24 protein-coding genes are annotated in these 24,469 nt (G+C 60.3%); 11 read left to right on the top strand and 13 right to left on the bottom strand.

The window, feature by feature from the left end; all coding sequences use genetic code 11:
- Positions 1-66 precede the first annotated feature (66 nt).
- From INHI_RS0109880 to INHI_RS0109855, 6 genes are all read left to right on the top strand, one after another.
- Positions 67-1,164 carry a cupin domain-containing protein gene (locus tag INHI_RS0109880; RefSeq protein WP_027247547.1) on the top strand — a complete coding sequence of 366 codons (1,098 nt, stop codon included), beginning with the start codon at positions 67-69 and terminating at the stop codon, positions 1,162-1,164.
- Between the two features lie 54 nt (positions 1,165-1,218).
- A complete protein-coding gene (locus INHI_RS0109875; RefSeq protein WP_302621417.1) occupies positions 1,219-1,695 on the top strand; it encodes a cytidine deaminase in 477 nt (158 codons plus the stop codon).
- A 3-nt stretch (positions 1,696-1,698) separates the two neighbouring features.
- Positions 1,699-3,009, top strand: coding sequence for a thymidine phosphorylase (locus tag INHI_RS0109870; protein ID WP_027247546.1), 1,311 nt, complete (start codon positions 1,699-1,701; stop codon positions 3,007-3,009).
- Positions 3,009-4,235 (top strand): phosphopentomutase, encoded by a 1,227-nt coding sequence (locus tag INHI_RS0109865; RefSeq protein ID WP_027247545.1) that lies wholly within the window; start codon positions 3,009-3,011, stop codon positions 4,233-4,235. Before INHI_RS0109870 ends, INHI_RS0109865 begins: the two co-directional genes overlap by 1 nt.
- Before the next feature lie 141 nt (positions 4,236-4,376).
- The gene (upp, locus tag INHI_RS0109860; RefSeq protein WP_014874324.1) at positions 4,377-5,009 is read left to right on the top strand and encodes a uracil phosphoribosyltransferase; all 633 of its coding nucleotides are present in this window, start codon (positions 4,377-4,379) and stop codon (positions 5,007-5,009) included.
- A 207-nt stretch (positions 5,010-5,216) separates the two neighbouring features.
- On the top strand, positions 5,217-6,539 hold the full coding sequence (locus INHI_RS0109855) for an SPOR domain-containing protein (protein WP_027247544.1): 1,323 nt from the start codon (positions 5,217-5,219) through the stop codon (positions 6,537-6,539).
- Between the two features lie 88 nt (positions 6,540-6,627).
- On the opposite strand, the gene INHI_RS0109850 is transcribed toward INHI_RS0109855, so the two are convergent.
- Both INHI_RS0109850 and INHI_RS0109845 read right to left on the bottom strand, forming a co-directional pair.
- A complete protein-coding gene (locus tag INHI_RS0109850) occupies positions 6,628-7,638 on the bottom strand; it encodes a hypothetical protein (protein WP_027247543.1) in 1,011 nt (336 codons plus the stop codon).
- 113 nt (positions 7,639-7,751) lie between these two features.
- Complete coding sequence (locus INHI_RS0109845; protein WP_027247542.1) at positions 7,752-9,380, bottom strand: AMP-binding protein; 1,629 nt, start codon at positions 9,378-9,380, stop codon at positions 7,752-7,754.
- Between the two features lie 171 nt (positions 9,381-9,551).
- On the opposite strand from INHI_RS0109845, the gene INHI_RS0109840 reads away from it, so the two are divergent.
- Positions 9,552-10,217 carry a sulfotransferase family 2 domain-containing protein gene (locus tag INHI_RS0109840; protein ID WP_027247541.1) on the top strand — a complete coding sequence of 222 codons (666 nt, stop codon included), beginning with the start codon at positions 9,552-9,554 and terminating at the stop codon, positions 10,215-10,217.
- Between the two features lie 164 nt (positions 10,218-10,381).
- Entirely contained in the window at positions 10,382-11,071 is a 690-nt protein-coding gene (locus INHI_RS0109835) for a Hint domain-containing protein (protein WP_027247540.1), read from the top strand.
- A gap of 155 nt (positions 11,072-11,226) precedes the next feature.
- Here INHI_RS0109835 and INHI_RS0109830 read toward each other — a convergent pair whose 3' ends face one another.
- The 8 genes from INHI_RS0109830 to INHI_RS0109795 form a co-directional block, all read right to left on the bottom strand.
- Positions 11,227-13,428, bottom strand: coding sequence for a 3-hydroxyacyl-CoA dehydrogenase NAD-binding domain-containing protein (locus INHI_RS0109830; RefSeq protein ID WP_027247539.1), 2,202 nt, complete (start codon positions 13,426-13,428; stop codon positions 11,227-11,229).
- 23 nt (positions 13,429-13,451) lie between these two features.
- Complete coding sequence (locus INHI_RS0109825) at positions 13,452-14,663, bottom strand: acetyl-CoA C-acetyltransferase (RefSeq protein ID WP_014879718.1); 1,212 nt, start codon at positions 14,661-14,663, stop codon at positions 13,452-13,454.
- Positions 14,664-14,673: 10 nt separating this feature from the next.
- On the bottom strand, positions 14,674-15,312 hold the full coding sequence (locus INHI_RS0109820) for a glutathione S-transferase family protein (RefSeq protein ID WP_027247538.1): 639 nt from the start codon (positions 15,310-15,312) through the stop codon (positions 14,674-14,676).
- 281 nt (positions 15,313-15,593) lie between these two features.
- Positions 15,594-16,745: an acyl-CoA dehydrogenase family protein gene (locus INHI_RS0109815; protein ID WP_027247537.1), complete on the bottom strand. Its 1,152-nt coding sequence runs from the start codon at positions 16,743-16,745 to the stop codon at positions 15,594-15,596.
- Between the two features lie 66 nt (positions 16,746-16,811).
- Positions 16,812-17,024 carry a hypothetical protein gene (locus INHI_RS0109810; protein ID WP_014874334.1) on the bottom strand — a complete coding sequence of 71 codons (213 nt, stop codon included), beginning with the start codon at positions 17,022-17,024 and terminating at the stop codon, positions 16,812-16,814.
- Positions 17,025-17,157: 133 nt separating this feature from the next.
- Positions 17,158-18,939 carry an acyl-CoA dehydrogenase C-terminal domain-containing protein gene (locus tag INHI_RS0109805; RefSeq protein ID WP_014879721.1) on the bottom strand — a complete coding sequence of 594 codons (1,782 nt, stop codon included), beginning with the start codon at positions 18,937-18,939 and terminating at the stop codon, positions 17,158-17,160.
- A gap of 81 nt (positions 18,940-19,020) precedes the next feature.
- The gene (locus INHI_RS0109800; RefSeq protein WP_014879722.1) at positions 19,021-19,422 is read right to left on the bottom strand and encodes a MerR family transcriptional regulator; all 402 of its coding nucleotides are present in this window, start codon (positions 19,420-19,422) and stop codon (positions 19,021-19,023) included.
- Positions 19,423-19,792: 370 nt separating this feature from the next.
- Complete coding sequence (locus INHI_RS0109795) at positions 19,793-20,170, bottom strand: MerR family transcriptional regulator (protein ID WP_014874337.1); 378 nt, start codon at positions 20,168-20,170, stop codon at positions 19,793-19,795.
- Positions 20,171-20,286: 116 nt separating this feature from the next.
- Between INHI_RS0109795 and INHI_RS0109790 the strand changes: the two genes are divergently transcribed.
- From INHI_RS0109790 to INHI_RS0109780, 3 genes are read left to right on the top strand one after another with little or no spacing between them, the layout of a single operon-like run.
- The gene (locus tag INHI_RS0109790; RefSeq protein WP_027247536.1) at positions 20,287-20,709 is read left to right on the top strand and encodes a PaaI family thioesterase; all 423 of its coding nucleotides are present in this window, start codon (positions 20,287-20,289) and stop codon (positions 20,707-20,709) included.
- Complete coding sequence (locus tag INHI_RS0109785; protein ID WP_027247535.1) at positions 20,706-21,272, top strand: PaaI family thioesterase; 567 nt, start codon at positions 20,706-20,708, stop codon at positions 21,270-21,272. Before INHI_RS0109790 ends, INHI_RS0109785 begins: the two co-directional genes overlap by 4 nt.
- A gap of 6 nt (positions 21,273-21,278) precedes the next feature.
- On the top strand, positions 21,279-22,610 hold the full coding sequence (locus tag INHI_RS0109780) for an MATE family efflux transporter (RefSeq protein ID WP_027247534.1): 1,332 nt from the start codon (positions 21,279-21,281) through the stop codon (positions 22,608-22,610).
- 28 nt (positions 22,611-22,638) lie between these two features.
- On the opposite strand, the gene arsC is transcribed toward INHI_RS0109780, so the two are convergent.
- Genes arsC through INHI_RS0109765 form a run of 3 tightly spaced genes read right to left on the bottom strand, consistent with a single transcriptional unit; the run spans position 22,639 to position 24,370 of the window.
- Positions 22,639-22,980 carry an arsenate reductase (glutaredoxin) gene (gene arsC, locus INHI_RS0109775; RefSeq protein WP_014879725.1) on the bottom strand — a complete coding sequence of 114 codons (342 nt, stop codon included), beginning with the start codon at positions 22,978-22,980 and terminating at the stop codon, positions 22,639-22,641.
- Positions 22,977-24,035: a quinone-dependent dihydroorotate dehydrogenase gene (locus tag INHI_RS0109770; protein ID WP_027247533.1), complete on the bottom strand. Its 1,059-nt coding sequence runs from the start codon at positions 24,033-24,035 to the stop codon at positions 22,977-22,979. Before INHI_RS0109770 ends, arsC begins: the two co-directional genes overlap by 4 nt.
- On the bottom strand, positions 24,032-24,370 hold the full coding sequence (locus INHI_RS0109765; RefSeq protein WP_014874343.1) for a DUF952 domain-containing protein: 339 nt from the start codon (positions 24,368-24,370) through the stop codon (positions 24,032-24,034). Before INHI_RS0109765 ends, INHI_RS0109770 begins: the two co-directional genes overlap by 4 nt.
- Positions 24,371-24,469: the final 99 nt, after the last annotated feature.

Below are 24,469 nucleotides of genomic sequence, written 5' to 3'. Positions count from 1 at the left end.
GGCAAGTGCTTGCACCTGAACACGCTTCGTCTCACTGTGGTTCAAAAGACGACAAGGGAGCGACGAATGACCGATACGATTGCGGAGCTGCGATTGCCCACGCAGGAGCTGCGGGACGACATCCCGTTTTTTACCAAAACGCTTGGGATGAAACTCGATTCCATCTATCCGGCAGATGATCCGGCGATCGGGGTGTTTTCCGGCCATGGTCTGCGGCTGCGGATCGAACGTGGCGCGACTGAAGCCCCCGGCACCATTCGCATTCTGACAGATGATCCTGACGGGTTTGCAGAAGGCGCCCGTCGGCTGACAGCACCCAATGGCACCAAGATCGAGATCGAGGAGCGCAACCCGCCACTGGTGATGCCGGAGACGGTTCACAGTTTCGTGGTGCGGCGCCTGAAAGATCAGGCGCCCTGGATCATCGGCCGTGCCGGAATGCACTACCGCGATCTGGTGCCGGACCGGTTGGGCGGGTCGATCATTGCCAGCCACATTCGCATCCCTGATGGCGGGCCGGTCCCGGATATGGTGCATTTCCACAAGGTCGGCTTTCAGTTGATTTTCTGCATCCATGGCTGGGTTGATGTCGTCTACGAGGATCAGGGGGACAAGATGCGGCTGAGGGCGGGCGATTGTTTTATTCAGCCGCCGGAGATCCGTCATCGGGTGCTGGAAGCCAGCGACAATGTGCAGGTGATCGAAATTGGCGTGCCCGCCGAACATGTGACTGAGATCGATCATGAGATGACGTTGCCTACACCACATCTGAGGCCAGAGCGCGAATGGCAGGGTCAGCGGTTTGTCTACAACAAGGCAGGAGGTGCCGAGTGGGCGCCGTTCCGCCTGCCGGGGTATATCTGCCGAGACACCACAATTGCCGCGAACACCAAGGGCGTGGCCGGGGTGCAGGTGGTGCGTCGGGGTGAGGGCGCGCCGCAATGGGCGGCCCATGACACCGATATTCACTTCACCTTTGTGATGAATGGTACGCTGACGCTCGAAGGGCAGGGGCGAGAGCCGTTTCAACTGGAACAGGGCGATGCTTTTGTCATTCCGCCGGGCATGAAGACCCGGTTGAGCGAGCCTTCGGCAGATGTGGAACTGCTTGAAGTGACCTTGCCCGGGGTGTTCAACACCACATTGGGTGATCCATCAGCCTGAGACGCGATCTGCGGATGGCGGCCTGGGCCGGATGATGTGATACACTAGCGCTGCATGTACCGGGGGACTTTCACTCCCTCGGGAAAATCCGCTAGTGTCACCAATTCTGACCAAATGATCAAAAATCAGGGAATCGCCATGAGCCTCAAAGACGCTGCCACCGCTGTTCGTGAAAACGCACACGCGCCCTATTCCAATTTCAAGGTCGGCGCGGCGATCAGAGCGGCGTCCGGAACCGTCTATGTTGGCTGCAACGTCGAAAATGTGGCCTACCCTGAGGGGACCTGCGCCGAGGCGGGGGCAATTGCGGCGATGGTCGCAGCCGGTGAGACGCGGCTGGAGGCTGCCTATGTGATTGCCGATTGCCCGGCACCGATCCCGCCCTGCGGTGGCTGCCGTCAGAAACTGGCGGAGTTCGGTGCGGCCGACGTGCAGGTGACGCTTGCAACGACGGATGGCCTGGAGCGTGCCACCACCATTGGTGACCTGCTTCCGGGGGCCTTTGGCGCGGATCACATGGAGCGGAGCTGAAGTATGGATGCACGCGCAATCATTGCCAGCCTGCGCCGGGGAGACACCCCGAGCGACGCAGATTTGCGCTGGTTCGCTGAAGGACTGGCCAATGGGACGGTGTCCGATGCCCAGGCCGGTGCCTTTGCCATGGCGGTCTGTCTGCAGGGATTGGGCGTGGAGGCCCGCGGGGCGCTGACACTCGCAATGCGGGACAGCGGCGATGTGCTGCGCTGGGATCTGGACGGACCGGTGCTTGATAAGCATTCCACCGGCGGCGTTGGCGATTGTGTGTCGCTGCTACTGGCACCGGCCTTGGCGGAATGCGGGGCCTATGTTCCGATGATCTCGGGGCGGGGGCTGGGTCATACCGGCGGCACGCTCGACAAGATGGAAGCTATTCCGGGAGTCAGCATCCAAGTGTCCGAGCAGGACCTGGTGGCGATGATGCAGGGCGTGGGTTGCGCTATTGTTGGTGCAACGGCGCAGATCGCCCCGGCGGACAAGCGGCTTTATGCAATCCGCGATGTGACGGCCACCGTGGACAGTCTCGATCTCATCACTGCGTCGATCCTGTCGAAGAAACTGGCCGCCAGCACCGATGCGTTGGTTCTGGATGTAAAGATCGGCTCCGGTGCCTTCATGAAAACACTGGAAGAGGCGGAGGCGCTGGCGCGCAGTCTCACTGAGACGGCGAATGCGGCCGGGTGCCGAACCTCGGCTTTGATCACCGATATGAACCAGCCGCTGGCACCCGCTTTGGGCAATGCGCTGGAGGTGGCGGAGGTCATGCGGGTGCTGACCGGCGTGTCGGGGCAAGGTGGGGCATTGGCGGAGCTGACGGCGGAGCAGGGCGGTGTGCTGCTGGCCCATGGCGGGCTGGCGGCGGATGCCGAGGCCGGGGCCGAGATGATCCGCAAGGCGATTGCCAGCGGAGCCGTCGCTGAGCGCTTCGCCCGGATGGTGGCCGCGATGGGAGGGTCGAGCGATTTCGCCGAAACCTGGCAGACCATCCTGCCAACCGCACCGGTGCAACGCAGGATCAAAGTGGAGAAGACGGGCTATGTCAGCGCGATTGATGGAGAAGCGCTAGGTCTGGCGGTGGTTCAGCTGGGCGGCGGGCGCATGATCGAAAGCGATGTGGTGGATCCTGCGGTCGGGCTGTCGGAACTGACGCCGCTGGGCCAGAAACTATCTGTGGGCGACCAGCTGGGGATCGTTCATGCGGCGGATGAGGCGGCAGCGGACGTGGCTGAGACACGCCTGCGCGCGGCCTATCAACTGTCGGACGCTGCGCCGGACTTACCGCCCCTGATCTACAAAAGGATTTCATGATGCCGCGCGCCTTTCTTGTGGTGATGGACTCGGTCGGGATTGGCGGTGCGCCGGATGCCGGTGCGTATTTTAACGCCGACCTGCCTGACCTGGGCGCCAATACGCTGGCCCATATCGCCCAGGCCTGCGCTGCGGGGCAGGCGGAGGAGGGGCGCAGTGGTCCCCTGCATCTGCCCAATCTGGATCAGTTGGGCTTGGGGGCTGCGGTGGCGCTGGTCTCCGCTGTGCCCTGCCCGGATCTTGGGGGCGCCGGGGTCACTGGGCGCTGGGGTGCGGCCCGCGAGATCAGTCGGGGCAAGGACACACCATCAGGACATTGGGAACTGGCCGGGCTGCCGGTGCCATGGGACTGGTGTTACTTCGCGGATCAGACACCGGCATTTCCGGACCATCTGGTTGCGCATGTCTGCGCGGCGGCAGGAACAGAGGCGATCCTTGGCAATTGCCACGCATCGGGCACCGCGATCATTGCTGAACATGCCGCTGCGCATATGCAGTCGGGTTTGCCGATCTGCTATACCTCTGCTGACAGCGTGTTTCAGATCGCGGCGCATGAGGAAACCTTCGGTCTGGATCGGTTGCTGGCGCTCTGCGAGGCGGTGGCGCCTTATCTGCATCAGATGAAAGTGGGCCGGGTGATTGCACGGCCTTTCATCGGGACGCCGCAGGCCGGGTTTCAGCGCACCACCAACAGGCGTGACTATGCCATCATGCCACCTGCGCCGATCCTGACCAATTGGGTGCAGGACGCAGGTCAGCTGGTGCATGCCATTGGGAAGATTGGCGATATTTTCTCTATGCAGGGGATTGATACGCTGAAGAAAGGCGACGATGCGACCCTGATGCAGCATCTGCACGATGCGGTGGCAGGCGCTGAGGAGGGGAGCCTCACCTTTGCCAATTTTGTCGAGTTCGACAGCCTATACGGTCACCGGCGCGATATTTCCGGCTATGCGCAGGCGTTGGAGTGGTTTGATTGCGAGATCGGCAAGCTACTGCCCTGTCTGCGGGAGGGGGACCTTCTGATTCTGACTGCGGACCACGGCAACGACCCCAGCTGGCCGGGGACCGATCACACGCGTGAACAGGTGCCGGTGCTGATCGCCGGGGCCGGGGCCGGAGCGGGGCCCCTTGGCACCATCGGTTTCGTGGATGTGGCGGCCACCGTTGCCGCGCATCTGAACGTGCCTGTGCAGGGGCCGGGCAGGCCAGCACTTGCAATGTAATGCAGCGGGCGGGTGAAGGATCCCGGCCCGTTCTTACCCCTCATATTTGCTGGGTTTTGCGTCAATACGCGGCAAATCCGCCTTGCCTGTCCTGCGGTGCAAGGACTAAGAGAGTTTGAATTTTCCTGAAAGGAGTGCCCAATGTCCGATCATCTGACCGTTGTCGATCACCCGCTGGTGCAGCACAAGCTGACCCTGATGCGCGACAAGGGCACCTCAACCGCCGGGTTCCGTCGCCTGCTGCGCGAGATCACCCAGCTGCTGGCCTATGAGATCACCCGCGAGATGCCGCTGACCACCACCACCATCGATACGCCGATGGAGGAAATGGAAGCGCCGATCCTTGCGGGTAAGAAACTGGCGCTGGTGTCGATCCTGCGGGCGGGCAACGGGATGCTGGATGGCGTTCTGGAGCTGATCCCCTCGGCGCGGGTCGGTTTTGTCGGTCTCTACCGGGATGAGGAAACGCTGCAGCCGGTTCAATATTACTTCAAAGCGCCGGAGGGGCTGAAGGATCGTCTGGTGATCGCGGTTGACCCGATGCTGGCCACTGGCAACAGCTCTGCGGCGGCGATTGATCTGCTGAAAGAAGCCGGTGCCAATGATATTCGTTTCCTGTGCCTGCTGGCCTCGCCGGAAGGGGTGGAGCTGATGAAGGAGAAGCATCCGGATGTGCCGATCGTGACGGCTTCTCTCGACCGGCAGCTGAACGAGAAGGGGTATATCCTGCCAGGCCTTGGTGACGCGGGCGACCGGATGTTCGGGACCAAGTGACCATTTGTCCGTTCGGCATGTGCTGCATGTAAAAACAGGGGCGTCGGATAGCGGGCGCCCCTGTTGTGTCGTGGGAGATTGCCTGCCTGATCTGAGGCGCATCGGGCAGGCTGATGTCTCTGGGAACTTTCGCTAATTTGCGGAAACCCTGCTTTACTCAGATTCGCTTTTCAGGCATCCTGCCGCCATATATTGTGGGGCTTTCGGATGACGCTTACTAGAATTATTGCAAGTGCCTTGATCGCGGCGGCCAGCTTTGGCGGGGCGCAGGCGCAGTCAGCCCGCACCACCGAAGCCCCGGCAGAGTTTCCGCCGGCCTCCTTTGAGGGCAAGCAATATGTCGACAGTCGCGGGTGTGTTTTCATCCGGGCGGGAATCGATGGCAATGTCACCTGGGTGCCGCGCGTGACCCGAAGCCGCAAGCAGCTGTGTGGTTTTGAACCGACACAAGTGGCTGCAGCGCCAAGCGCCCCGAGAGCAACCTCCGCACCGGCACCTGAGTTGATCACTTTACCAGCGGACCAACGCGCGAATGGCGCTGAGGTCACCGTCGCAGAGGAGAGCGTTGCCCCGGTTGCAGCATCCACTGCGCCGCGCAGTGTCACGATCACAAAGCCGCAGCGCAGCGCCGTTCGGCAGGCCAAGCCTGTACGGACTGTGGCCTCTACTGGCCGTCTGCCACGACAGCGCCCGGTGCTGGATGACGCCTATCGTCCCCCAACCGTCGCGCCCACAATCATCAGTCAGGGCTATGGTCGCTGTTCCGGCGCCTCGGCGCTGAGCCAGCAATATATCAATCAGACCGGTGACGTGCGCTGCGGACCGCAAGGGGACAGCAACCGCTTGTCATCGGTTCTGGACCCTAACACCCGCGTGGTTCCGAAGCATGTCTATCAGGAGCGCGCGCTGAGCCGTGGGTTGATGGTGCCCGAGGGTTACCGTCGGGCCTGGGGCGATGATCGCCTTAACCCGCGCCGGGCCGAAATGTCACTCGGCGGCGTCCTGGCGCGTGCCAATGGCGGTGTGCCAGCAGGGTACGTGCGGGTTTCCCATCAGGATCGTTACAATCCGAACCGGGGGCCGCAGGGAACCGCAATCTGGACACGCACCGTCCCGCGTGAGGGGATCCGTCGCCCGGTAGACCGGCCTGTTGTGACCCTCTCAACGAGACAGCGGGCTGATGCGGCAGCGGACGTCGCGCAGGATGATGTCCTCGTGACCCGTCTGTCTACGCGCTCGCAACCGTTGGCGGAAACCGCCCCGCGCCGAGAGGCCACGGCGGCCTTGTCTGCGCCTGTTGCGCCCTCACGCTATGTGCGGGCCGCGACCCTTGCGGATGTGGCAAAGGCGGAAGCGGTTGCGCAGCGGCTGCGCCAGAAGGGACTGCCAGTGCGTCTGGGACGGGTCAACAGGCAGGGACAAACCTTGCAGGTTGTGCTGGCCGGGCCATTTGCCGGTGGGCAGGCTGCACAGTCGGCCCTGTCCAAAGTGCGCGCAGCAGGCTTTGCCGGGGCGCGGTTGAGCAAGTAGGTAGCAGATCAGCAGGCTGGTACACGGCATGCTGAGGGCGCGTGGTTTGCGACGTCTCAGGATCCACCTGAGAGCAACTTGGGCCGGTTCAGCCGCAGATGCTCTGCAATTGAACCCAGTCACGATCATTCAGCACCGGCTGTAGCTCGCGCCCGGCCATCGGGTCGGCCTCAATCAGGCCAAGCACGGTTTCACCGGTGATGTCCTGCGCATAGGCGTAGGGGCTGGAGGGCACCGCTGCGCGCGCGAACTCCGCGAGCGTTGTGGTCTCATCCGGGGTCGGGCGCGGCGCGCTGATGACGGTTTCAGCGTAGCGGTCCAAGGTCGCGCGGGTCAGCTCACCGGTTGTCAGCATCCTGAAGGTCGCCCGGATGCCCCCGGCGGCCAGCAGTTCAGCCAGCGGATCCTGTTCCACAGCGCGGGCGCGTTCGACCAGAACGGCGCCAGCTGCGACAGCCGGATCTTCGTGATCCTCGACCAGATCACGGTTCAGCAGGACGATACCGCCGGGCAGATAGAGGCTGCTTGCCACACCGCTGCGCAGGATGACCAGCTGGCGTACATCCAGCCGTTCCGCCAGCCGGTCCAGAATGGGCGCGGTCTCCAGCGTGCTGCAGGCCTGACCCGACACCCGCTCAATCCGGCCGAGCAAGGCCTGCCCCAGCGCCTTGCGCTTGATATCCGGCACCACGTCGACCGTATGGGACAGCAGCGCATTGGGCAGCCAGAATACGGCAAGCCCGGCGGCAACGGCTAGTGTCGAGAGCAGCGTAACAGCGCGCAGGCGGCCCGGGCGGGCCCGCGCGCGGGTGAGGGCGGATTGCAACCGGTTGATCGCATCCAGCATGGCCGTTTCATCTTCGGCAATCTCCAGCGTCTCGCCGTGATCTCCGTAGGGGTGAAAGAGGGCCGGGAAACTGCCGGGATTCTGCCGTTCGAGTGCTGCAAGGGACCAATGCGCCAACGGGCGGTCATTCATATCGGCGATGGTCAGGGTTGCGTCCCCGACCGAAACGATGACATCGCGCCGCTGCGCATCCGGGGCGGCCCGCCACAGGGCAGCAGCCTCAAGCCGTTGATATTCCCGCAATGCCGTCATGAAAAACGATGCACCTTTACCGTTAATTGTTCACAGATCAAATAGCACGGCGATCCGGGCGTCAGCAATTGACTTTGCGACAGTTCCGCCCGCTCGTGCCTTATGAACCCATGTTAGAGTGCCTTGGCCTGCTGACGCAGTTCGAATTTCTGGATTTTCCCGGTCGAGGTTTTCGGAAGCTCCTGAAAAACCACCTGTTTTGGGGCCTTGAAACCCGCAAGCGTTTCGCGAGCAAAGCGGATCAGATCGGCGGGGTCCACGGTTGCACCGGGCTTCAGTTCGACAAAGGCGCAGGGCACCTCACCCCATTTGTCGTCGGGTTTGGCGACCACGGCTGCAAGGTTCACATCCGGGTGGCCCATCAACACGCCCTCCACCTCAACCGAGGAGATATTCTCGCCGCCGGAAATGATGATATCCTTCGCGCGATCCGCGATCTGGATGTAGCCATCCGGGTGCTGCACAGCGATATCGCCAGAGTGGAAATAGCCTCCCTGAAATGCCTCTGCCGTGGCATCGGGGTTCTTCAGATAGCCTTTCATCACCGAGTTGCCGCGCATGACGATCTCGCCCTGATCCTGGCCGTTCATCGCGATCTGCTGCATGTCATCGCGCATCACCGTGATATGATCCATCATGGGAAAGGCGACGCCCTGACGGGCCTTGATTGCGGCGCGTCCCTGCTGGTCCAGCGTATCCCAGCTGTCGCCTTTCCACAGGCATTCGGTGACATGGCCGTAGGTTTCCGTCAGCCCATAGACCTGCGTGACATGAAAGCCGAGCGCTTCGATCTTCTCCAGTGTTGCGGGTGCGGGCGGGGCGCCTGCGGTAAAAACCTCAACCGTATGATCAAAGCTGCGGCGGTCGCCGTCTGGCGCGTTCACCAGCATATTGAGCACGATGGGGGCGCCGCCGAAATGGGTCGCGCCTTCGTCGGCAATAGCGTCATAGATCGCCGGTGCCGTAATGTCGCGACAGCAGATCAGCGTGCCACCCAGAACGGGCATCATCCAGGTGTGGTTCCAGCCGTTGCAATGAAACAGTGGAACAATCGCAAGGTATTTCGGCTGCATCACCATGCGCCAGGAAATCACCGTGCCCATCGTCATCAGATAGGCGCCGCGATGGTGATAGACCACCCCCTTGGGCCGACCCGTGGTGCCGGAGGTGTAGTTGAGCGCAAGGCTTTCCCATTCGTCCTGCGGCATGATCCAGTCGAAATCATGGGCAGCAGCGGCGAGAATATCCTCATAGATCGGATGGCGGCCTGATGCAGGGTAGCTGGCCTGATCATCCGGCACCTCGATGATCAGCGGTCCGAGACCATCACAGGCGGCCTTTGCCTCCTCGGCGAGGGTGAGGAACTGACTGTCGACCAGCACCACCTTCGCCTCGCCGTGATCAAAGATATAGGCGACCGTGCTGACATCCAGACGTGTGTTGATGGTATTCAGCACAGCGCCACAGGCGGGCACCCCGAAATGCGCCTCGGCCTGAGCTGGCAGATTGGGGATCAGCGTGGCGACGACTTCGCCGGGGCGGACACCCATCCCGGCCAGAGCCGAGGCCAGCCGTGTGCAGCGGTCGTAGTAGGCCGCGTATGTCTTGCGATGATTGCCGTAGACCACGGCAGGTACATCGGCAAACACATGTGCGGCGCGGCGCAAATGTGACAACGGTGTCAGCGGCACATAATTGGCGGCTGTCTTCTCCAGTCCTGACTCGTCCGACATCCAGCCCATTCCAGCCACCTCCCAAGATGATTCATGCGTCTTTGGTCCAAGATATTGCGCATAGTTGCAACCAAGGGAAGGTGTAAGGCATTTTTGTTTTCCAATGGTAGCAGGGGGCCGTGCTGCGGCGACGCATCAGCCCGGGTTTTCTTCGGGGATCAAACCGCTTAGCTTGGCATCATGATCCTGTCACCCGGCCGTTCCTACGTCTTTGTGCATATCCCGAAGACCGGAGGCACCGCGTTGTCTCTGGCGCTGGAGGCGCGGGCCATGGCGGATGATTTGATGCTCGGTGATACGCCCAAGGCCAGCAAGCGGCGGCGACGTCTCAGGGGCGTTAAAACCCGGGGCCGATTGTGGAAACATTCAACTCTCGCCGATATCGACGGTCTGGTGCCCGAGGCGCAGCTGTGCGGTCTCTTTGCCTTTACACTGGTGCGGAACCCGTTTGATCGGGTGCTGAGCCTCTATCATTGGCTGCGCGAGCAGAGCTTCAATCACCCCTCGGTACCGCTGGCAAAGGCGCTGGGTTTTGCCGATTTTGCCTGTCATCCCGAAATTCTGGCGGCGTTTCGCTCCAATCCGGCGCGCGCCTATATGCGGCGCGCAGACGGGATGGAGCAATGCGCCTGCTATATCCGGCTTGAGCATTTCGCGAAGGACGCCGCACCACTGTTTGAGCATCTCGGGTTCGAGCTGCATCTGCCCGTGGCCAATGCCTCTGATCGCCCGCGCGGCTGGCAGGCGGCCTATACGGATGCGGCGCGCAGGGCCGTAGCAGAGGCCTGCGCAGAGGATCTTGCCCAGTTTGAATACTCTTTTAACGATTCACCGATAGACCAGTAGTCGAGAGATGGAATCACGGGGTTTTCGAAGCCTCAGCCAAAACGGCGCAGCTTCGATCCGATATCGTGAACAGCTCTCCCGCAGGTCGGCTCTTGTCGCCTGTTGGACGGGTAACGTGACGGGTCATGCAGAACGTATGGCTGCCTTGGTGAAAGGGAAAACCGATGCTGGATTGGCTGCTGAAACGCAAGCTCTCTCCGATGGCCGAGGCTCTGGCAACAGAGTACCCGTTGGTCGCAGCCGGACAGGGCGGGATCCTGTCAGGCACACATGTGGCCTCACATCTTGGTTGGCGCCCGATTGAGGCGCTGGCCGTGGGCGATATGGCCCTCACTTTCGACCATGGGATGCAGCCCATTGTTGATATACACCGCGAAACGCTATTGCTGACCAGCGGTGCCCCCAATCCGCTGACATGTCCGGTTTATATTCCGCAGGATGCGCTGAACAACCGTGCGCCGCTTTGGGTGATGCCGAACCAGGGGATTCTGATCGAAAGCGATCTGGCCTGTGACGGGCAGGGCGATCCGTTTGTGGTGGTGCCAGCCTGCGCGCTGGAAGGCTATCGTGGCATCCGTCGGGCAGAACCAGAGACGCGGCTGGAGATCGTTGTACCGCGCTTTGCACAGGATGAAGTCATCTATCTGGAAGCCGGCTTGCTGGGGTTCAGTGTCTCACCGCGTGATCTGTTGTCATTCGATACAAGCGCGCAGCCAGATCTCTATCGCGTGCTGCAGCCCGATACGGCCCGTGAACTGGTGATCGATATGATCACTGAAGAAAGCGTCTGGGCCAATACCCTGCCGATGGGGCCGGGTGGTCATGGCGCTGCGGAATTTGTCGTGATGGTCTAAGTCTCGGAAATCAGCTGATTGAGTGGGAAGTCGTCATCCGATCTGGAGGCGGCTTTTTTCATTTTGTCAGACGCTTCTAAGGCGAGGATCACATGAAAAAGCGGCGCCCGAGAGCACCGCTTTTCCGATGTTTCGATATCAGTTTATCGTGCTGATCAGGCGGCCTTGCTGGCCTCCGGGCTAAAGCGACCGTAGAAGGTCTGGCCTTTCTCCGCCATCTCCCGCAGCAGCGGCGGGCAGGTGAAGCGTTCGCCGTATTTTGCGGTCAGCTGATCACAACGCTCGGCCGCATAAGGCGTGCCGATGATGTCGAGCCAGCTCAGCGGGCCACCGGACCAGGGCGCAAAGCCCCAGGCCAGAATGGCACCAACGTCCCCTTCGCGGATGTCCATCAGAACACCTTCTTCCAGCGCCCGTACGGCTTCCAGAACCTGTGCGAACATCAGGCGTTCCTGCACCTCAATCAGATCAGGCTGTTCGTCGGCCAGCGGGTATTTCTCCTGCATGCCCTTCCAATAACCCTGACGCTTGCCCTTGTCGTCATAGTCGAAGAAACCAGCGTTGGACTTGCGTCCCAGACGGCCCTGTTCTTCCATCCAGAAAATCAGATCATCCGCAGCGCTTTCGGGATAGGCATCGCCCATCGCCGCCTTGGTGGCACGAGCGATCTTGGCACCCAGATCAATCGAGGTCTCATCGGTCAATTGGATCGGACCCACAGGGAAGCCCAGCTGACGCGCGGCATTGTCGATCAGCGCGGGGGCAACGCCCTCGGTGATCATGCGTGCGCCTTCGTTCACGTAGGGGATGATGCAGCGGTTGCAGTAGAAGAACCGGGCATCATTGACCACGATCGGGGTCTTGCGGATCTGGCGCACATAATCCAGAGCCTTGGCCACCGCGCGATCCCCGGTTTTCTCGCCCTTGATGATCTCCACCAGGAACATTTTTTCCACCGGCGAGAAGAAGTGAATGCCGATGAACTGCTCCGGGCGCACCGAGGCCTCTGCCAGATCAGTGATCGGCAGGGTCGAGGTGTTGGAGGCAAAGATACAATCCTCGGGGATGATCGCCTCGACCTTCTTGGTCATCTCGGCTTTGACACCTGGATCTTCGAACACTGCCTCAATGATCAGATCGCAGCCCTTGAGGTGGTCCAGATCAGGGGTTGCGGTGATGCGTGACAGCATCGCCTCTTTTTTGTCGGCGGTGACTTTGCCGCGTTTGATGCCCTTGTCGAGATAGCTTTCGGTATAGGCCTTACCCTTGTCGGCGGCAGCCTGATCACGGTCGATCAGCACAACCTCCATCCCGGCCTGAGCGGAGACCAGTGCGATGCCAGCCCCCATCATGCCAGCGCCCAGAACGCCGATCTTCTTGACCGACTGATCCTCAATACCCGCAGGACGCACTGCGCCTTTTTCCAGCGCTTCCTTGTTGAGGAAGAGCGAGCGGATCATTGCCTCGGACGAAGGGTTCATCAGCACATGGGTGAACCAGCGCGCCTCAATCTTCAGCGCGGTGTCGAAGGGCACGAGCGCGCCTTCATAGACGGCACTCAGCAGCGCCTTGGCTGCCGGGAAGGCGCCAAATGTTTTGCCATGCACCATGGCTGCCGCACCAAGGAAGGTCATGAAGCCCGCAGGATGATAGGGCGCGCCACCAGGCATTTTGTAACCCTTGGCGTCCCAGGGCTTAACGATATCGGCGTCTTTTGCCTCCAGAACCCAGGCGCGTGCTGCGGCCAGCGGGTCTTCGACAACCTCGTCGATGATGCCAGCAACTTTGGCTTTCTTGGGGTCGACCAGTTTGCCTTCCAGCAGGAAGGGGGCCGCCGCCATGGCGCCCATCTTGCGCACCAGACGGGTGGTGCCGCCTGCACCGGGGAAGATGCCAACCATGATCTCCGGCAGGCCGATTTTGGCCTTGGGGTTGTCTGCGGCAAAGATACGATGCGTGGACAGCGGCAGTTCCAGACCGATGCCAACAGCGGTGCCGGGCAGGGCTGCTGCCACCGGTTTGCCACCCTTGTTGGTCTTGGCGTCCATGCCAGCACGCTCGATCTTGCGCAGACCTTCGTGCATTTTCATGATGCCTTCAAAAAGACCACGCGCGGGTTCGTCACCGGCATCCTCTTTCATCTTGGCGAGCACGTTCAGATCCATGCCACCGGCAAAGTCTTTCTTGCCAGAGGTGATCACGATGCCTTTGACCGCGTCGTCAGCAAGCGCGTCATCGACCAGACCGTCAAGGTCGATCATCGCCTGGCCGTTCAGCACGTTCATGGTTTTTCCGGGGCAGTCCCAGGTGATGATGGCGACGCCGTCGGCGTCTTTCTTCATTGTGAAATCAGACATATCTTCTTCTCCTGCCGCCTGGGTTACACGCGTTCAATGATGGTGGCCGCGCCCATGCCGGACCCGATGCAGAGCGTTGCCAGACCGGTTTCACGGTCGCTGCGCTCTAGCTCATCCAACAGTGCGCCGAGGATCATGGCGCCGGTGGCACCCAGCGGGTGACCCATCGCAATAGACCCACCGTTGACGTTCACCTTGTCATGGTCCACGCCAAAGGCCTGCTCGAACCGCATCACAACACTGGCGAAGGCTTCATTGACCTCAAACAGGTCGATGTCGCCAATTGCCATGCCGTTGTCGCGCAGGATCTTTTCTGTAACAGGCACAGGGCCGGTCAGCATGATCGTGGGGTCGGTACCGATTTTGGCCGTAGCTTTGATCCGTGCCCGCGGCTTCAGACCCATCGCCTCGCCAAACTCTTTGTCGCCGATCAGTACGGCAGCGGCGCCATCCACGATACCGGAAGAGTTGCCTGCGTGGTGAATGTGATTGATCCGCTCCAGATGCGGATATTTCAGCATCGCGATCTTGTCGAAGCCGGGCATCTGCTCGCCCATCATTTGAAACGCGGGGTTCAGACCGCCCAGCGATTGCATATCGGTGCCGGGGCGCATGTACTCATCGTGGTCCAGAATGGTCAGGCCGTTGATGTCGCGCACGGGTACGATGCTGCCTGCAAAGCGGTTGTCGTCCCATGCCGCCTTGGCCCGGCGCTGAGATTCCATTGCCATGGCGTCGGCATCGTCGCGCGAGAATCCGTATTCAGTCGCGATGATATCGGCGGAGATGCCCTGCGGGACAAAATAGTTCTCGATGGCGATGGCGGGATCAACCGCGATGGCACCACCGTCCATGCCCATGGGAACGCGGCTCATAGATTCCACACCGCCCGCGATATAGGCGTGACCGGCGCGGCCACGCACCTGGTTGGCAGCCATGTTGACAGCTTCCAGACCCGAGGCGCAGAAACGGTTGATGGAGACACCTGGGATGGATTCATCCAAGTCAGAGGCCAGAACAGCGGTCCGCGCCAGGCAGGCGCCCTGTTCACCGACCTGGGTGACATTGCCCCAGATCACGTCCTCAACTGCGTGGCCTTCCAGATTGTTTCGGTCTTTCAGAGCGTTGAGAGCCACTGCCGACAGTCGCGCGGCTGTCACTTCATGCAAGGACCCATCCTTGCGACCCTTGCCGCGCGGGGTGCGCACAGCGTCATAGATATAGGCTTCGGTCATATCAGTCTCCTCAGGCTCGGTCCGACGGGTTGCCGGGCATTAGATCGTAGGGGGCTTTCCAGCCCGGTTGCGCGCTCAACCGTGAGAGCCACGCGTCGATATTAGGCCATTCAGCTCGCACGAAGCCGAAGGGTTCAGGGTAATAGAGATAAGAGCAGCAGGTCAGATCGGCGTTGGTGACGTCATCGCCAACAATCCAGTCGCGGCCCTCAAGGTGTTGATCCAGAATGGCATAAGCCGCCTTCAGTCGACCTTGCAGGAAGGCAATGACCTCTTGCGGGCGTTTGTCTTCAGGCAGGAAATTCATCAGGAAGCGGCAGAGACCAGCGTTGGAGGACAGTTTGTGATTGTCCCACAGCTGCCAGCGCAATATCTCGCGCGCCTCTTCCTGTGTCTTGCCGCCGAATTTGCCATAGGTATCTGACAGATACTGCTGGATCACACCAGACTGGCTGAGCGTCAGATCTCCGTCGACCAGAACCGGGCATTCTCCCATCTCGTTTACATCGCTGCGAAAGGCTTCGCCGCGTGTGGTGCCGCTGAAGAAATCGACAAAGACCGGCTCCCAGGCGGTCCCGCCCAGTTCAAGCGCCAGTGCTGCCTTGTAGGAGTGGCCGCTTTCGCCGAAACAGTAGAGTTTGATGCTCATGACATGTCCTTCCTGTTGCCGGAGCGCGTGGGGGTTTCACACCCCCATACCCCCGTGGAGTATTTGTGGAAAGATGACGAAGTGTTCACTCCGCATTAACAGTGGTGACGCGACGATGGCGGTGCGGGACAGGCTGGAGAGCCGATGCTCGTGAAAGGTGACGGCGCGCCGACCCATTAGGCGGAGAGCTCGGGGGGAGGCGCGTCTCATCCTGTCACCTTTCCCCAAATACTCCCGCCGGAGGCATCCGGCGCTCGCAGTATCGCCTGCCGTTCGCAGTGTCACAAAGACCTCGCAATCAGTTCCTTCATGATTTCATTGGTGCCGCCATAGATCCGCTGGACGCGGGCATCTGTCCACATTTCTGCCACGGCATATTCCTGCATGAAGCCATAGCCGCCATGCAGCTGGACGCATTCATCAAGCACATCGCCCTGTGTGTCCGTGATCCAGTATTTCGCCATCGCGGCCTTCTCGACCGTCAGCTTACCCTGGAGATGTTCTACCATACATTCGTCGAGAAACGCGCGGGCGACCTTGGTTTTGGTCTGGCATTCCACAAGTTTGAAGCGGGTGTTCTGAAACTGGGTGAGCGGGCCGCCGAAGGCTTCACGTTCCTTGCAATAGGTGATGGTGCGTTCAACTGCACCTTCCATGGCGCCGACCGCGCCACAGGCAATGATCAGCCGTTCCTGGGGCAGCTGTTGCATCATCTGATAGAAACCCTGGCCCTCAGTACCGCCCAGAATATTCTCAGGTGCGATTTCCACATTGTCGAAGAACAGTTCTGATGTGTCCGCGGCATGCAGGCCGATTTTATCGAGGTTGCGACCACGGCTGAACCCATCGGCGCCATCGGTTTCGACAGCCACCAGGGAGATACCCTTGGAGCCTTGCGAGGGATCGGTCTTGGCGGCGACCAGGATCAGATTGGCGTGCTGGCCATTGGTAATGAAGGTTTTCTGACCGCTCAGCCGATAGGCGTTGCCGTCTTTGACAGCCTTTGTCTTGATGCGCTGAACATCCGAACCGGTGGAGGGTTCGGTCATCGCCAAAGCGCCGACCAGCTCGCCGGTGATCATTTTGGGAAGCCAGCGCTGTTTTTGCTCTTCGGTGCCATAGGCCAGCACATAATGCGCGACGATGCCCGAGTGGATTCCGTGTCCCCAGCTGGCTAGATTGGCGCGGCTGCCTTCGATCAGGATTGCGGCTTCATGGCCGAAATCACCACCGACGCCGCCGTATTCTTCTGGTACGGAGGGGCAGAGCAGGCCAAGCGCGCCAGCTTCATTCCAGGTGGAGCGATCCATCATGCCTTGCTTGCGCCAGGCCTCGAATTTCGGCGCCCATTCACGGGTGATGAACTGCGCTGTCATATCGGCCAGCATCTGGTGTTCGTCGGTCATCCAGCTGGAGTGTTGCTCTGCGCTCATGGGGCTCCCCTTGGTGTCTATATCGTGCCTTGTGGCATCTGTTGTCTGCTGGTGGCGCGTGCCCACCTATCGTTTGCGGTCCTCAAGCTCGGCATTGAAGAGCCGCAGCCGGTGGGTGAGGTTGTCGCTGTCTGTCACGCTGTCGAAATTCTCAAACAGAAAAGACAGGGCTTCGCCTTCGTCGAGGCCGGCCTCCTGAGAGAATTTTCGCAACCGGCGGTAGCCGTCTTCGGTCATGGCGACCGGCAGGCGGCGTGTGAGGCGAAAGCGTTTGGGCATGGTCTCTCCTCCGATTGCGGCTTCCCGGAAGACCTCCGGAGCGCCAGTCTGTTATATCTGCCCCGGTGTCAGATGACGGGGCGGATGTCGGAGCCCCTATGAGGATGGGGCTCCGATCTGCGTAAATCGCGGCTCAGAACTGGTCTGCGGCCAGCGCCATAACGGTGTCGCCACCGGTCTGGATACGGCTGAGATGCAATGCAGTCGCAGGCAGTTGGCGTGCCATGTAATAGCGCCCGGTCGCGATTTTTGTCTCGTAGAACGCGGCGTCAGAAGACCCGGCGTCAAGCTCAGCCTGTGCAGCTTTTGCCATCTCGGCCCACATCAGGCCGAGGCAAACATGGCCGAACATATGCATGAAGTCATAAGAGCCGGAGAGCGCGTTGTTCGGGTTGGTCATGCCGTTTTGCATGAAATACATGCCTGCGGCCTGCAAGTCCTTCGACGCAGCTTTCAGAGGCTCAATGAACTCTTTGCTGTAACCTTCGGAGATGTCGCCGTTTTCTTTGCAGAAATTCTTGACCATCTCGAAGAACGCCATGACGTGCTTGCCGCCGTCCTGCGCCAGCTTACGGCCAACCAGATCCAGAGCCTGAACGCCGTTGGCGCCCTCATAGATCATCGCGATCCGTGCGTCGCGGGTGTACTGGGACATACCCCATTCTTCGATGTAGCCGTGGCCACCATAGATCTGCTGGGCTTGAACGGTCATGTCGTAGCCCTGATCGGTGAGGAACCCCTTGATCACGGGGGTGAGCAGTGAGATCAGCCCATCTGCGTCCTTGTCCTCGGCGCGGTGCGCCTGGTCGATCATCTTGGCCCCCCAGAGGATAAAGGCGCGCGCGCCTTCTGCAAAGCTTTTCTGATCCATCAGATTGCGGCGAATGTCCGGGTGAACAATCAGCGGGTCTGCCGGGCCATCCGGGTTCTTCACGCCGGTGACATCGCGCCCCTGAAGACGGTCCTTGGCGTATTCCAAGGCGTTCTGATAAGCGGCCTCGGCCTGGGCCAGACCCTGCATGCCTACGCCGAGGCGGGCCTCGTTCATCATGGTGAACATGGCGCGCATGCCTTTATGCTCAGTGCCGAGCAGGTAACCGGTGGCGCTGTCATAGTTCATCACACAGGTTGAGTTGCCGTGGATGCCCATTTTCTCTTCGATCTTGCCAACCGACACGCCGTTACGGTCGCCGAGCGAGCCGCCGTCCTTCACGATGAATTTCGGCACGATGAAAAGCGATACGCCTTTGATGCCGTCGGGGCCGCCGGGGATCTTGGCCAGCACCAGATGGATGATGTTGTCGGCCATGTCGTGATCACCGGAGGAGATGAAGATCTTCTGACCGGTGATTTTATAGCTGCCGTCGTCCTGTGGCTCGGCCTTGGTGCGCATCAGACCCAGATCGGTGCCGCAATGCGGTTCGGTCAGGTTCATGGTGCCGGTCCACTCGCAGGACACCATCTTGGGCAGATAGGTGTCCTTCTGCGCGTCGGTGCCATGTGCGAGGATAGCGGAGGCGGCACCATGGGTCAGGCCCTGATACATGGTGAAGGCCTGGTTCGCGGCAGAGAACATCTCGCCCACGGCGGTGCCCATCACGTAGGGCATGTTCTGACCGCCATACTGCTCTGGCATGTCCAGACCGGTCCAGCCGCCCTCCTTCACTTGCTCAAACGCGGCCTTGAACCCTGTGGGGGTGTAGACCACGCCATTCTCAAGACGGCAGCCCTCGATGTCACCTACGGTGTTCAGCGGGTGCAGCACTTCGCTAGAGATCTTGCCGGCCTCTTCCAGAACGGCGTTGGTGAAATCGGCATCCAGCTCGTCGTAGCCGGGGATGCCGGATTGAGAGATCTTTAGAACATTGTGCAGAATGAACTGGGTGTCTTTGATCGGGGCGGTATAACTGGGCATCGCGGTCCTCGCTGTGGTTCTGCGGTGTCTGTCTGGATCATCCTTCCCAAAAACGGAAAAGATGGAAAAACGGGCCGGGGTCTATTCCGCGGCTTCTTGTTTGGCGCTCATTGAGGCGATCACACGGTCCCCCCAACGCAGCTGTTCTTTTAGATCGTCAATGGCTTCGGTCAGCTCATCGCGCTGACGCTCCATGTCGGCCAGGCGCTCACAGGCAATGTCATAGGTCCGTGTCAGCTGTGTCAGTTGCTGATCGCCCATGTGGTACAAGTTCAAAAGTTGCCGAATTTCCTCAAGGCTAAAACCAAAGCGTTTGCCACGCAGGATCAGTTTCAGGCGCGCTTGGTCACGTTTGGTGAATAGACGTTTCTGACCCTCGCGGATCGGAAACAACAGTTCTTTCGCCTCATAAAAGCGCAACGTACGCGGCGTTACGCCGAATTCATCGCACATCTGGCGAATGGATTTGGTTTCATCGGTCATCGTGTCACTCATAACTGCGGGTGTGAGCCTTAAGGTGAGCAGCTTGCCCTGCGTTTACAACAGGAACTTGACGTTGACGTAAGTTGGACGCTGCGTCACTTTTCTGAGTGACGTGGGATCCGGTAAGATGACGCAGCGTTATCTTGATTGTGCGGCAATGGGTTGCCCAGGGAAATAGGGGTATTTTGAAATTTTACGGGCATTATTAGCGTGGATTTTGTGTATAATATGTTCGATTAATTTGACTGAAACCGCCGCGCTGCGATCGCAATACAGGAGGTGATTTGGGTAAAATGGACAAACGCCCCACCAATCCGGTAGGGCGTTTCGAGTAGAGATTCGATGATAGGTTCCCCGACAGGGGCAGTGGTCAGGCGTCCTGTGATAGCAGGCTCAGCGTCGTGGCGCGCAGATCGTGAAGCTCTTGCAGGGCCTCGTCCAGCTGCTCGCGCTGCTTGCGCAGCTCGCTCATCTGACGGTCGGCCATTTCGACAAAGGCGCGGTTTTGCGCCTCATCGCCCTCATTTTCATAGATCAGCAGCCACTGGCGGATCTCTTCCAGCTGAAAGCCGAACTTACGTCCGCGCATGATCAGCTTCATCCGGGCCCGCTCACGGGCACCGTAAAAGCGGGACCGACCTTCGCGGTCGGGTTGCAACAATTCGATGTACTCGTAGTAGCGAAGCGTGCGCGGGGTCACGTCGAATTCGCTGCACATCTCCTTGAATGACAATTTTTGTTCGGTCATTCCCAATTCTCCCTTACCCGCAAACTAAGCGCAACCGACAGGGGGTTCAACCGCTGGGGTTGCTCTTCGGCCAAGGTATGGCTGATAAAGAGGAAATCAAAACAACGGGGGGCCTCATGGTCGACAAGACTTTATTGGCGCGACAGTTCATCGAAGCCATTCCTCACGCGCAGGAGCTGGGGATGAGGTTGACGGAACTGGGAGAGGGCTCCGCCGAGATTGTCATGCCCTATGACGAGAAGCTGATTGGTGATCCGGAAACTGGGGTTATCCATGGTGGGGCTGTGTCGGCCCTGATGGATACCTGTTGCGGGGCTGCGGTGATGTGCCATCCTTCGGGGCCGGGGGGGACTGCAACCATTGATCTGCGCATTGATTACATGCGCGCGGCAACTCCCGGACAGCGGATCCTGACCCGTGCCATGTGCCATCACATGACCCGCAATGTCGCCTTTGTGCGCGCCACCGCCATGGATGAAGATGAGGCTAACCCGGTCGCGACCGCTGTTGGCGCCTTTACCGTGGAGAGCAAGTTTTGAGCCGTCCCCGTCCCGAACCCGTCCAAGTGGTGAAACAACGGCGCGATGCAGCTCTCGCAGCCCTTGTGGCTTCCGTGCCCTATGCGCGCTTTCTCAACATCACGTTTGACCGTCGCGGAGATGAGTTGACGGCCCAGTTGAATTTTGACCACAAACTGATCGGTAACCCATTTCTCCCGGCCATTCATGGTGGTGTGACGGCCGCGTTTCTGGAGATGACGGCGGTCATGACACTCACCTGGGCGAACCTCTGGGAACGCATCGAAAGCGGCAGTCTTGATGTCGAGGAACTGGCCTCTGGCAAGCTGCCACGCCAGCCCAAGACCATTGATTTCACGGTGGACTACCTGCGGTCAGGCCTGCCGAGGGATGCCTATGCACGGGCCACGGTGTCGCGGTCAGGTCGACGCTATGCCTCGGTCCATGTGGCGGCTTGGCAGGATCACAGAGACAAGCTTTTTGCTCAGGCAACGGGCCACTTTCTAATGCCGCAGGAGGCGGCCACGCACTCCTCGGCCTCGCCGGAATTTGTGGCGGATGCTGCGCCGGGCGACAAGGCTTAGACGAATATGACAAGCACCAGCGCCGCAGGGAGCGAGCCGATTAGCCATAAGCGCGTGTTGAAAATCGCGCTGCCGATCGTGCTGTCGAATGCCACCGTGCCGATCCTGGGCGCGGTGGATACCGGCGTTGTTGGTCAGATGGGATTGGCTGCGCCGATTGGAGCGGTTGGGATTGGGGCGGTTATTCTGGCCACAATCTACTGGATCTTCGGATTTCTGCGGATGGGCACCACTGGGCTGGCTGCGCAGGCGCGCGGAGCCGGGGATTGGGCTGAAACCGGTGCGTTGTTGACCCGAGGTGTCCTGCTGGCGTTTGCTGCTGGAGCCGTGTTTATCGCTGGACAGGCGGCCGTGTTCTGGGGGGCGTTTGCGCTTGCGCCCGCCAGCGCCGAGGTTGAGGGGCTCGCCCGCGCCTATCTGGAGATCCGCATCTGGGGGGCGCCCGCGACCATTGCGCTTTATGCAGTGACCGGCTGGTTAATCGCGGTGGAGCGGACGCGCGGGGTCTTTGTGCTCCAGATCTGGATGAATGGCCTCAATATCCTGTTGGACCTTTGGTTTGTGCTGTGGCTTGGCTGGGGCGTTGAGGGGGTGGCAGTTGCTACTCTGATCGCGGAATGGAGCGGTCTTGCACTGGGACTTTGGCTGTGTCGCGATGCCTTTGCGGGGCGTCAGTGGCGCAACTGGGCGCGGGTCTTTGATCCGGTTCGGCTCAAGCGTATGATGCAGGTGAATGGCGACATCATGATCCGCTCGGTGCTGCTGACCGGATCCTTCACAACCTTTCTGTTCATCGGCGCCGATCTTGGTGATGTCACGCTGGCGGCCAATCAGGTGTTGCTGCAGTTTGTTGAAATCACAGCCTTTGCGCTGGATGGGTTTGCCTTTTCCGCAGAAGCGCTGGTCGGCAGCGCGGTAGGGGCCAAGGCGCGGATGCAGCTGCGGCGTGCAGCGGTTGTGGCCAGCCAATGGGGCGTCGGCGGCGCAATTGTACTGGGCCTGCTCTTCTGGCTTGGCGGTGGGTGGCTGATTGACGTGATGTCTACATCTGAGGCCGTGCGCGCGGCGGGGCGGGACTATCTGATCTGGGCGGCTGTGCTGCCGTTGATCAGTGTCGCCAGTTATATGTTTGACGGAATTTACATTGGCGCTACCTGGACCCGCGATATGCGAATCGCGATGCTGCAATCGGTGGCGATCTATGTGGTTGCGCTGGTGGTTTTGGTGCCGAGCCTCGGCAATCATGGGCTCTGGGCGTCGTTGATGGTCCTGAATGTGGCACGTGGGGTAACACTTGGTCTGCGCTATCCACGATTGGAGGCGCAGGTTGGCAGCTAAGAGCGCAACTTGTGCTCTTAGCTAGGTTTTACAGCAAGGTCTTGAGGGCCTCTGTCGGACGGCCGATCACGGCTTTGCCATCCGCGATGGCAATGGGACGTTCGATCAGGATCGGATGCGCAGACATAGCTGACAAAAGATCCGGCTCGGCGCTGTCGTTGGTCAGGCCCAACTCCTTGAAGAGTGTCTCTTCCGTGCGCATCATATCCACCGCTGAGATGTTGAGCGCAGCCAACACCTCTTTCAGTTCAGCAATGGAGGGGGTGTCGTTCAGATAAGCCCGCGTCTGCACCTCAGCGCCGTGTGCCTCAAGCAGCGCAAGGCCTGCGCGGGATTTGGAACAGCGGGGATTGTGCCAATAGGTGATCATAACCAGTCTCCTCTCTTGCTGGCGACAGCATCTGCGACATTAGCATGGCCGTCACGCGCCAGCAGATCGTCCAAACCGCGTGCGATATAGCCGACCAGTGACAAACCGCCATAGACCATAGCCGTATAGAATTGCACCGCAGAGGCTCCGGCGCAGATCTTGGCATAGGCCTGCTCTGCGTTGGAGATGCCGCCGACGCCAACCAGCGGCACGCGACCGTTCAGCAACTCGGACAGCTGCGCCAGAACACGGGTGGATTTCTCAAACAGTGGCGCACCAGACAGTCCGCCCGCTTCGTCGCGATGGGTGCTGTTGAGCCCTGTCCGCTCAAGCGTGGTGTTGGTTGCAATCACCGCGTCGATGCCGGTTTCGACAGCGACCTCGGCGATATCTTCGATACCGGCGCGATCAAGATCCGGCGCAATTTTCAGGAACACAGGCACCCGCCGATCCAGCCCGTCGCGGGTGTCGATCACACCATTGAGCAGGGCCGAGAGCGCAGCCTTTCCCTGAAGGTCACGCAGTTTTTCGGTGTTGGGAGAGGAGACATTCACCGTGGCGAAATCCAGATGCTCACCACAATGGGCGAGCACCTTGGCAAAATCTGCTGCCCGGTCGCCGCTGTCTTTGTTTGCGCCAAGGTTGAGGCCGATCACCGCGTCCTGCGGACGGACTGCGAGGCGCTGGCCGATCACTGCCATCCCCTCATTATTGAAGCCGAACCGGTTGATTGCGGCCTGATCTTCGGTCAGGCGGAACAGGCGGGGCTTGGGGTTGCCGGGCTGGGGCCGGGGGGTGGCAGCGCCCACTTCAATGAACCCGAAACCGGCCTGACTGAGCGGGCGCAGCGCCTCGGCGTTTTTGTCAAAGCCTGCAGCCAATCCAACCGGGTTGGGCAGATCAAGGCCCGCGATCCGCGTGGCAAGCCGGGGAGAGGTGACAGGGCCGGGCGTCGGCGTCAGACCCATTTTCAGCGCCTTGATCGACAGACCATGGGCGGCTTCGGGATCACAGCGGTGCAGCGCCGCAAGGGCGAGACGTTCGGTCAGGCTCACGCCATGTCCTCCGGGAATTGATGCGTGCCATCAACCAGCGGCAGTGGCTTGGCCCAGAGCACATCCTCCATGGTCATTTTGCGATAGAGATGCGGGAATTCGTCCCCGCCGCGCGAGATTTCCCAGCGCAGGTCAGAGCCAAGACGGTCAGCCTCGACTGCGATCAGCCACAGGCCGTCAGCTCCGGCGAAATGTTTGGCCGCGGTTTCCTGTGATTGGCTGGCGGTGGAGAAATGAATGTAGCCATCGTTGAGATCGATCGGGGCGCCGAGGGTCTCGCCCTCTGTCTGCAGGGTGGTCCATTCGTCGGTGCGGAAGATTTTATAGATCAGCATGGCGCGGTGATGCCCTGCGCGTCTGGGTGAATCAAGGCTGAATATTACCCCGCTTGACGCAAAGGCAGCACGGTGGCGAATTTTTCCCCTTTGACTGTC

The organism is Phaeobacter inhibens DSM 16374 (genome assembly GCF_000473105.1).
Taxonomy (GTDB): domain Bacteria; phylum Pseudomonadota; class Alphaproteobacteria; order Rhodobacterales; family Rhodobacteraceae; genus Phaeobacter; species Phaeobacter inhibens.
The sequence above is the reverse complement of the archived record's forward strand: the minus strand, read 5'-3'. Positions and strand labels throughout refer to the sequence as shown.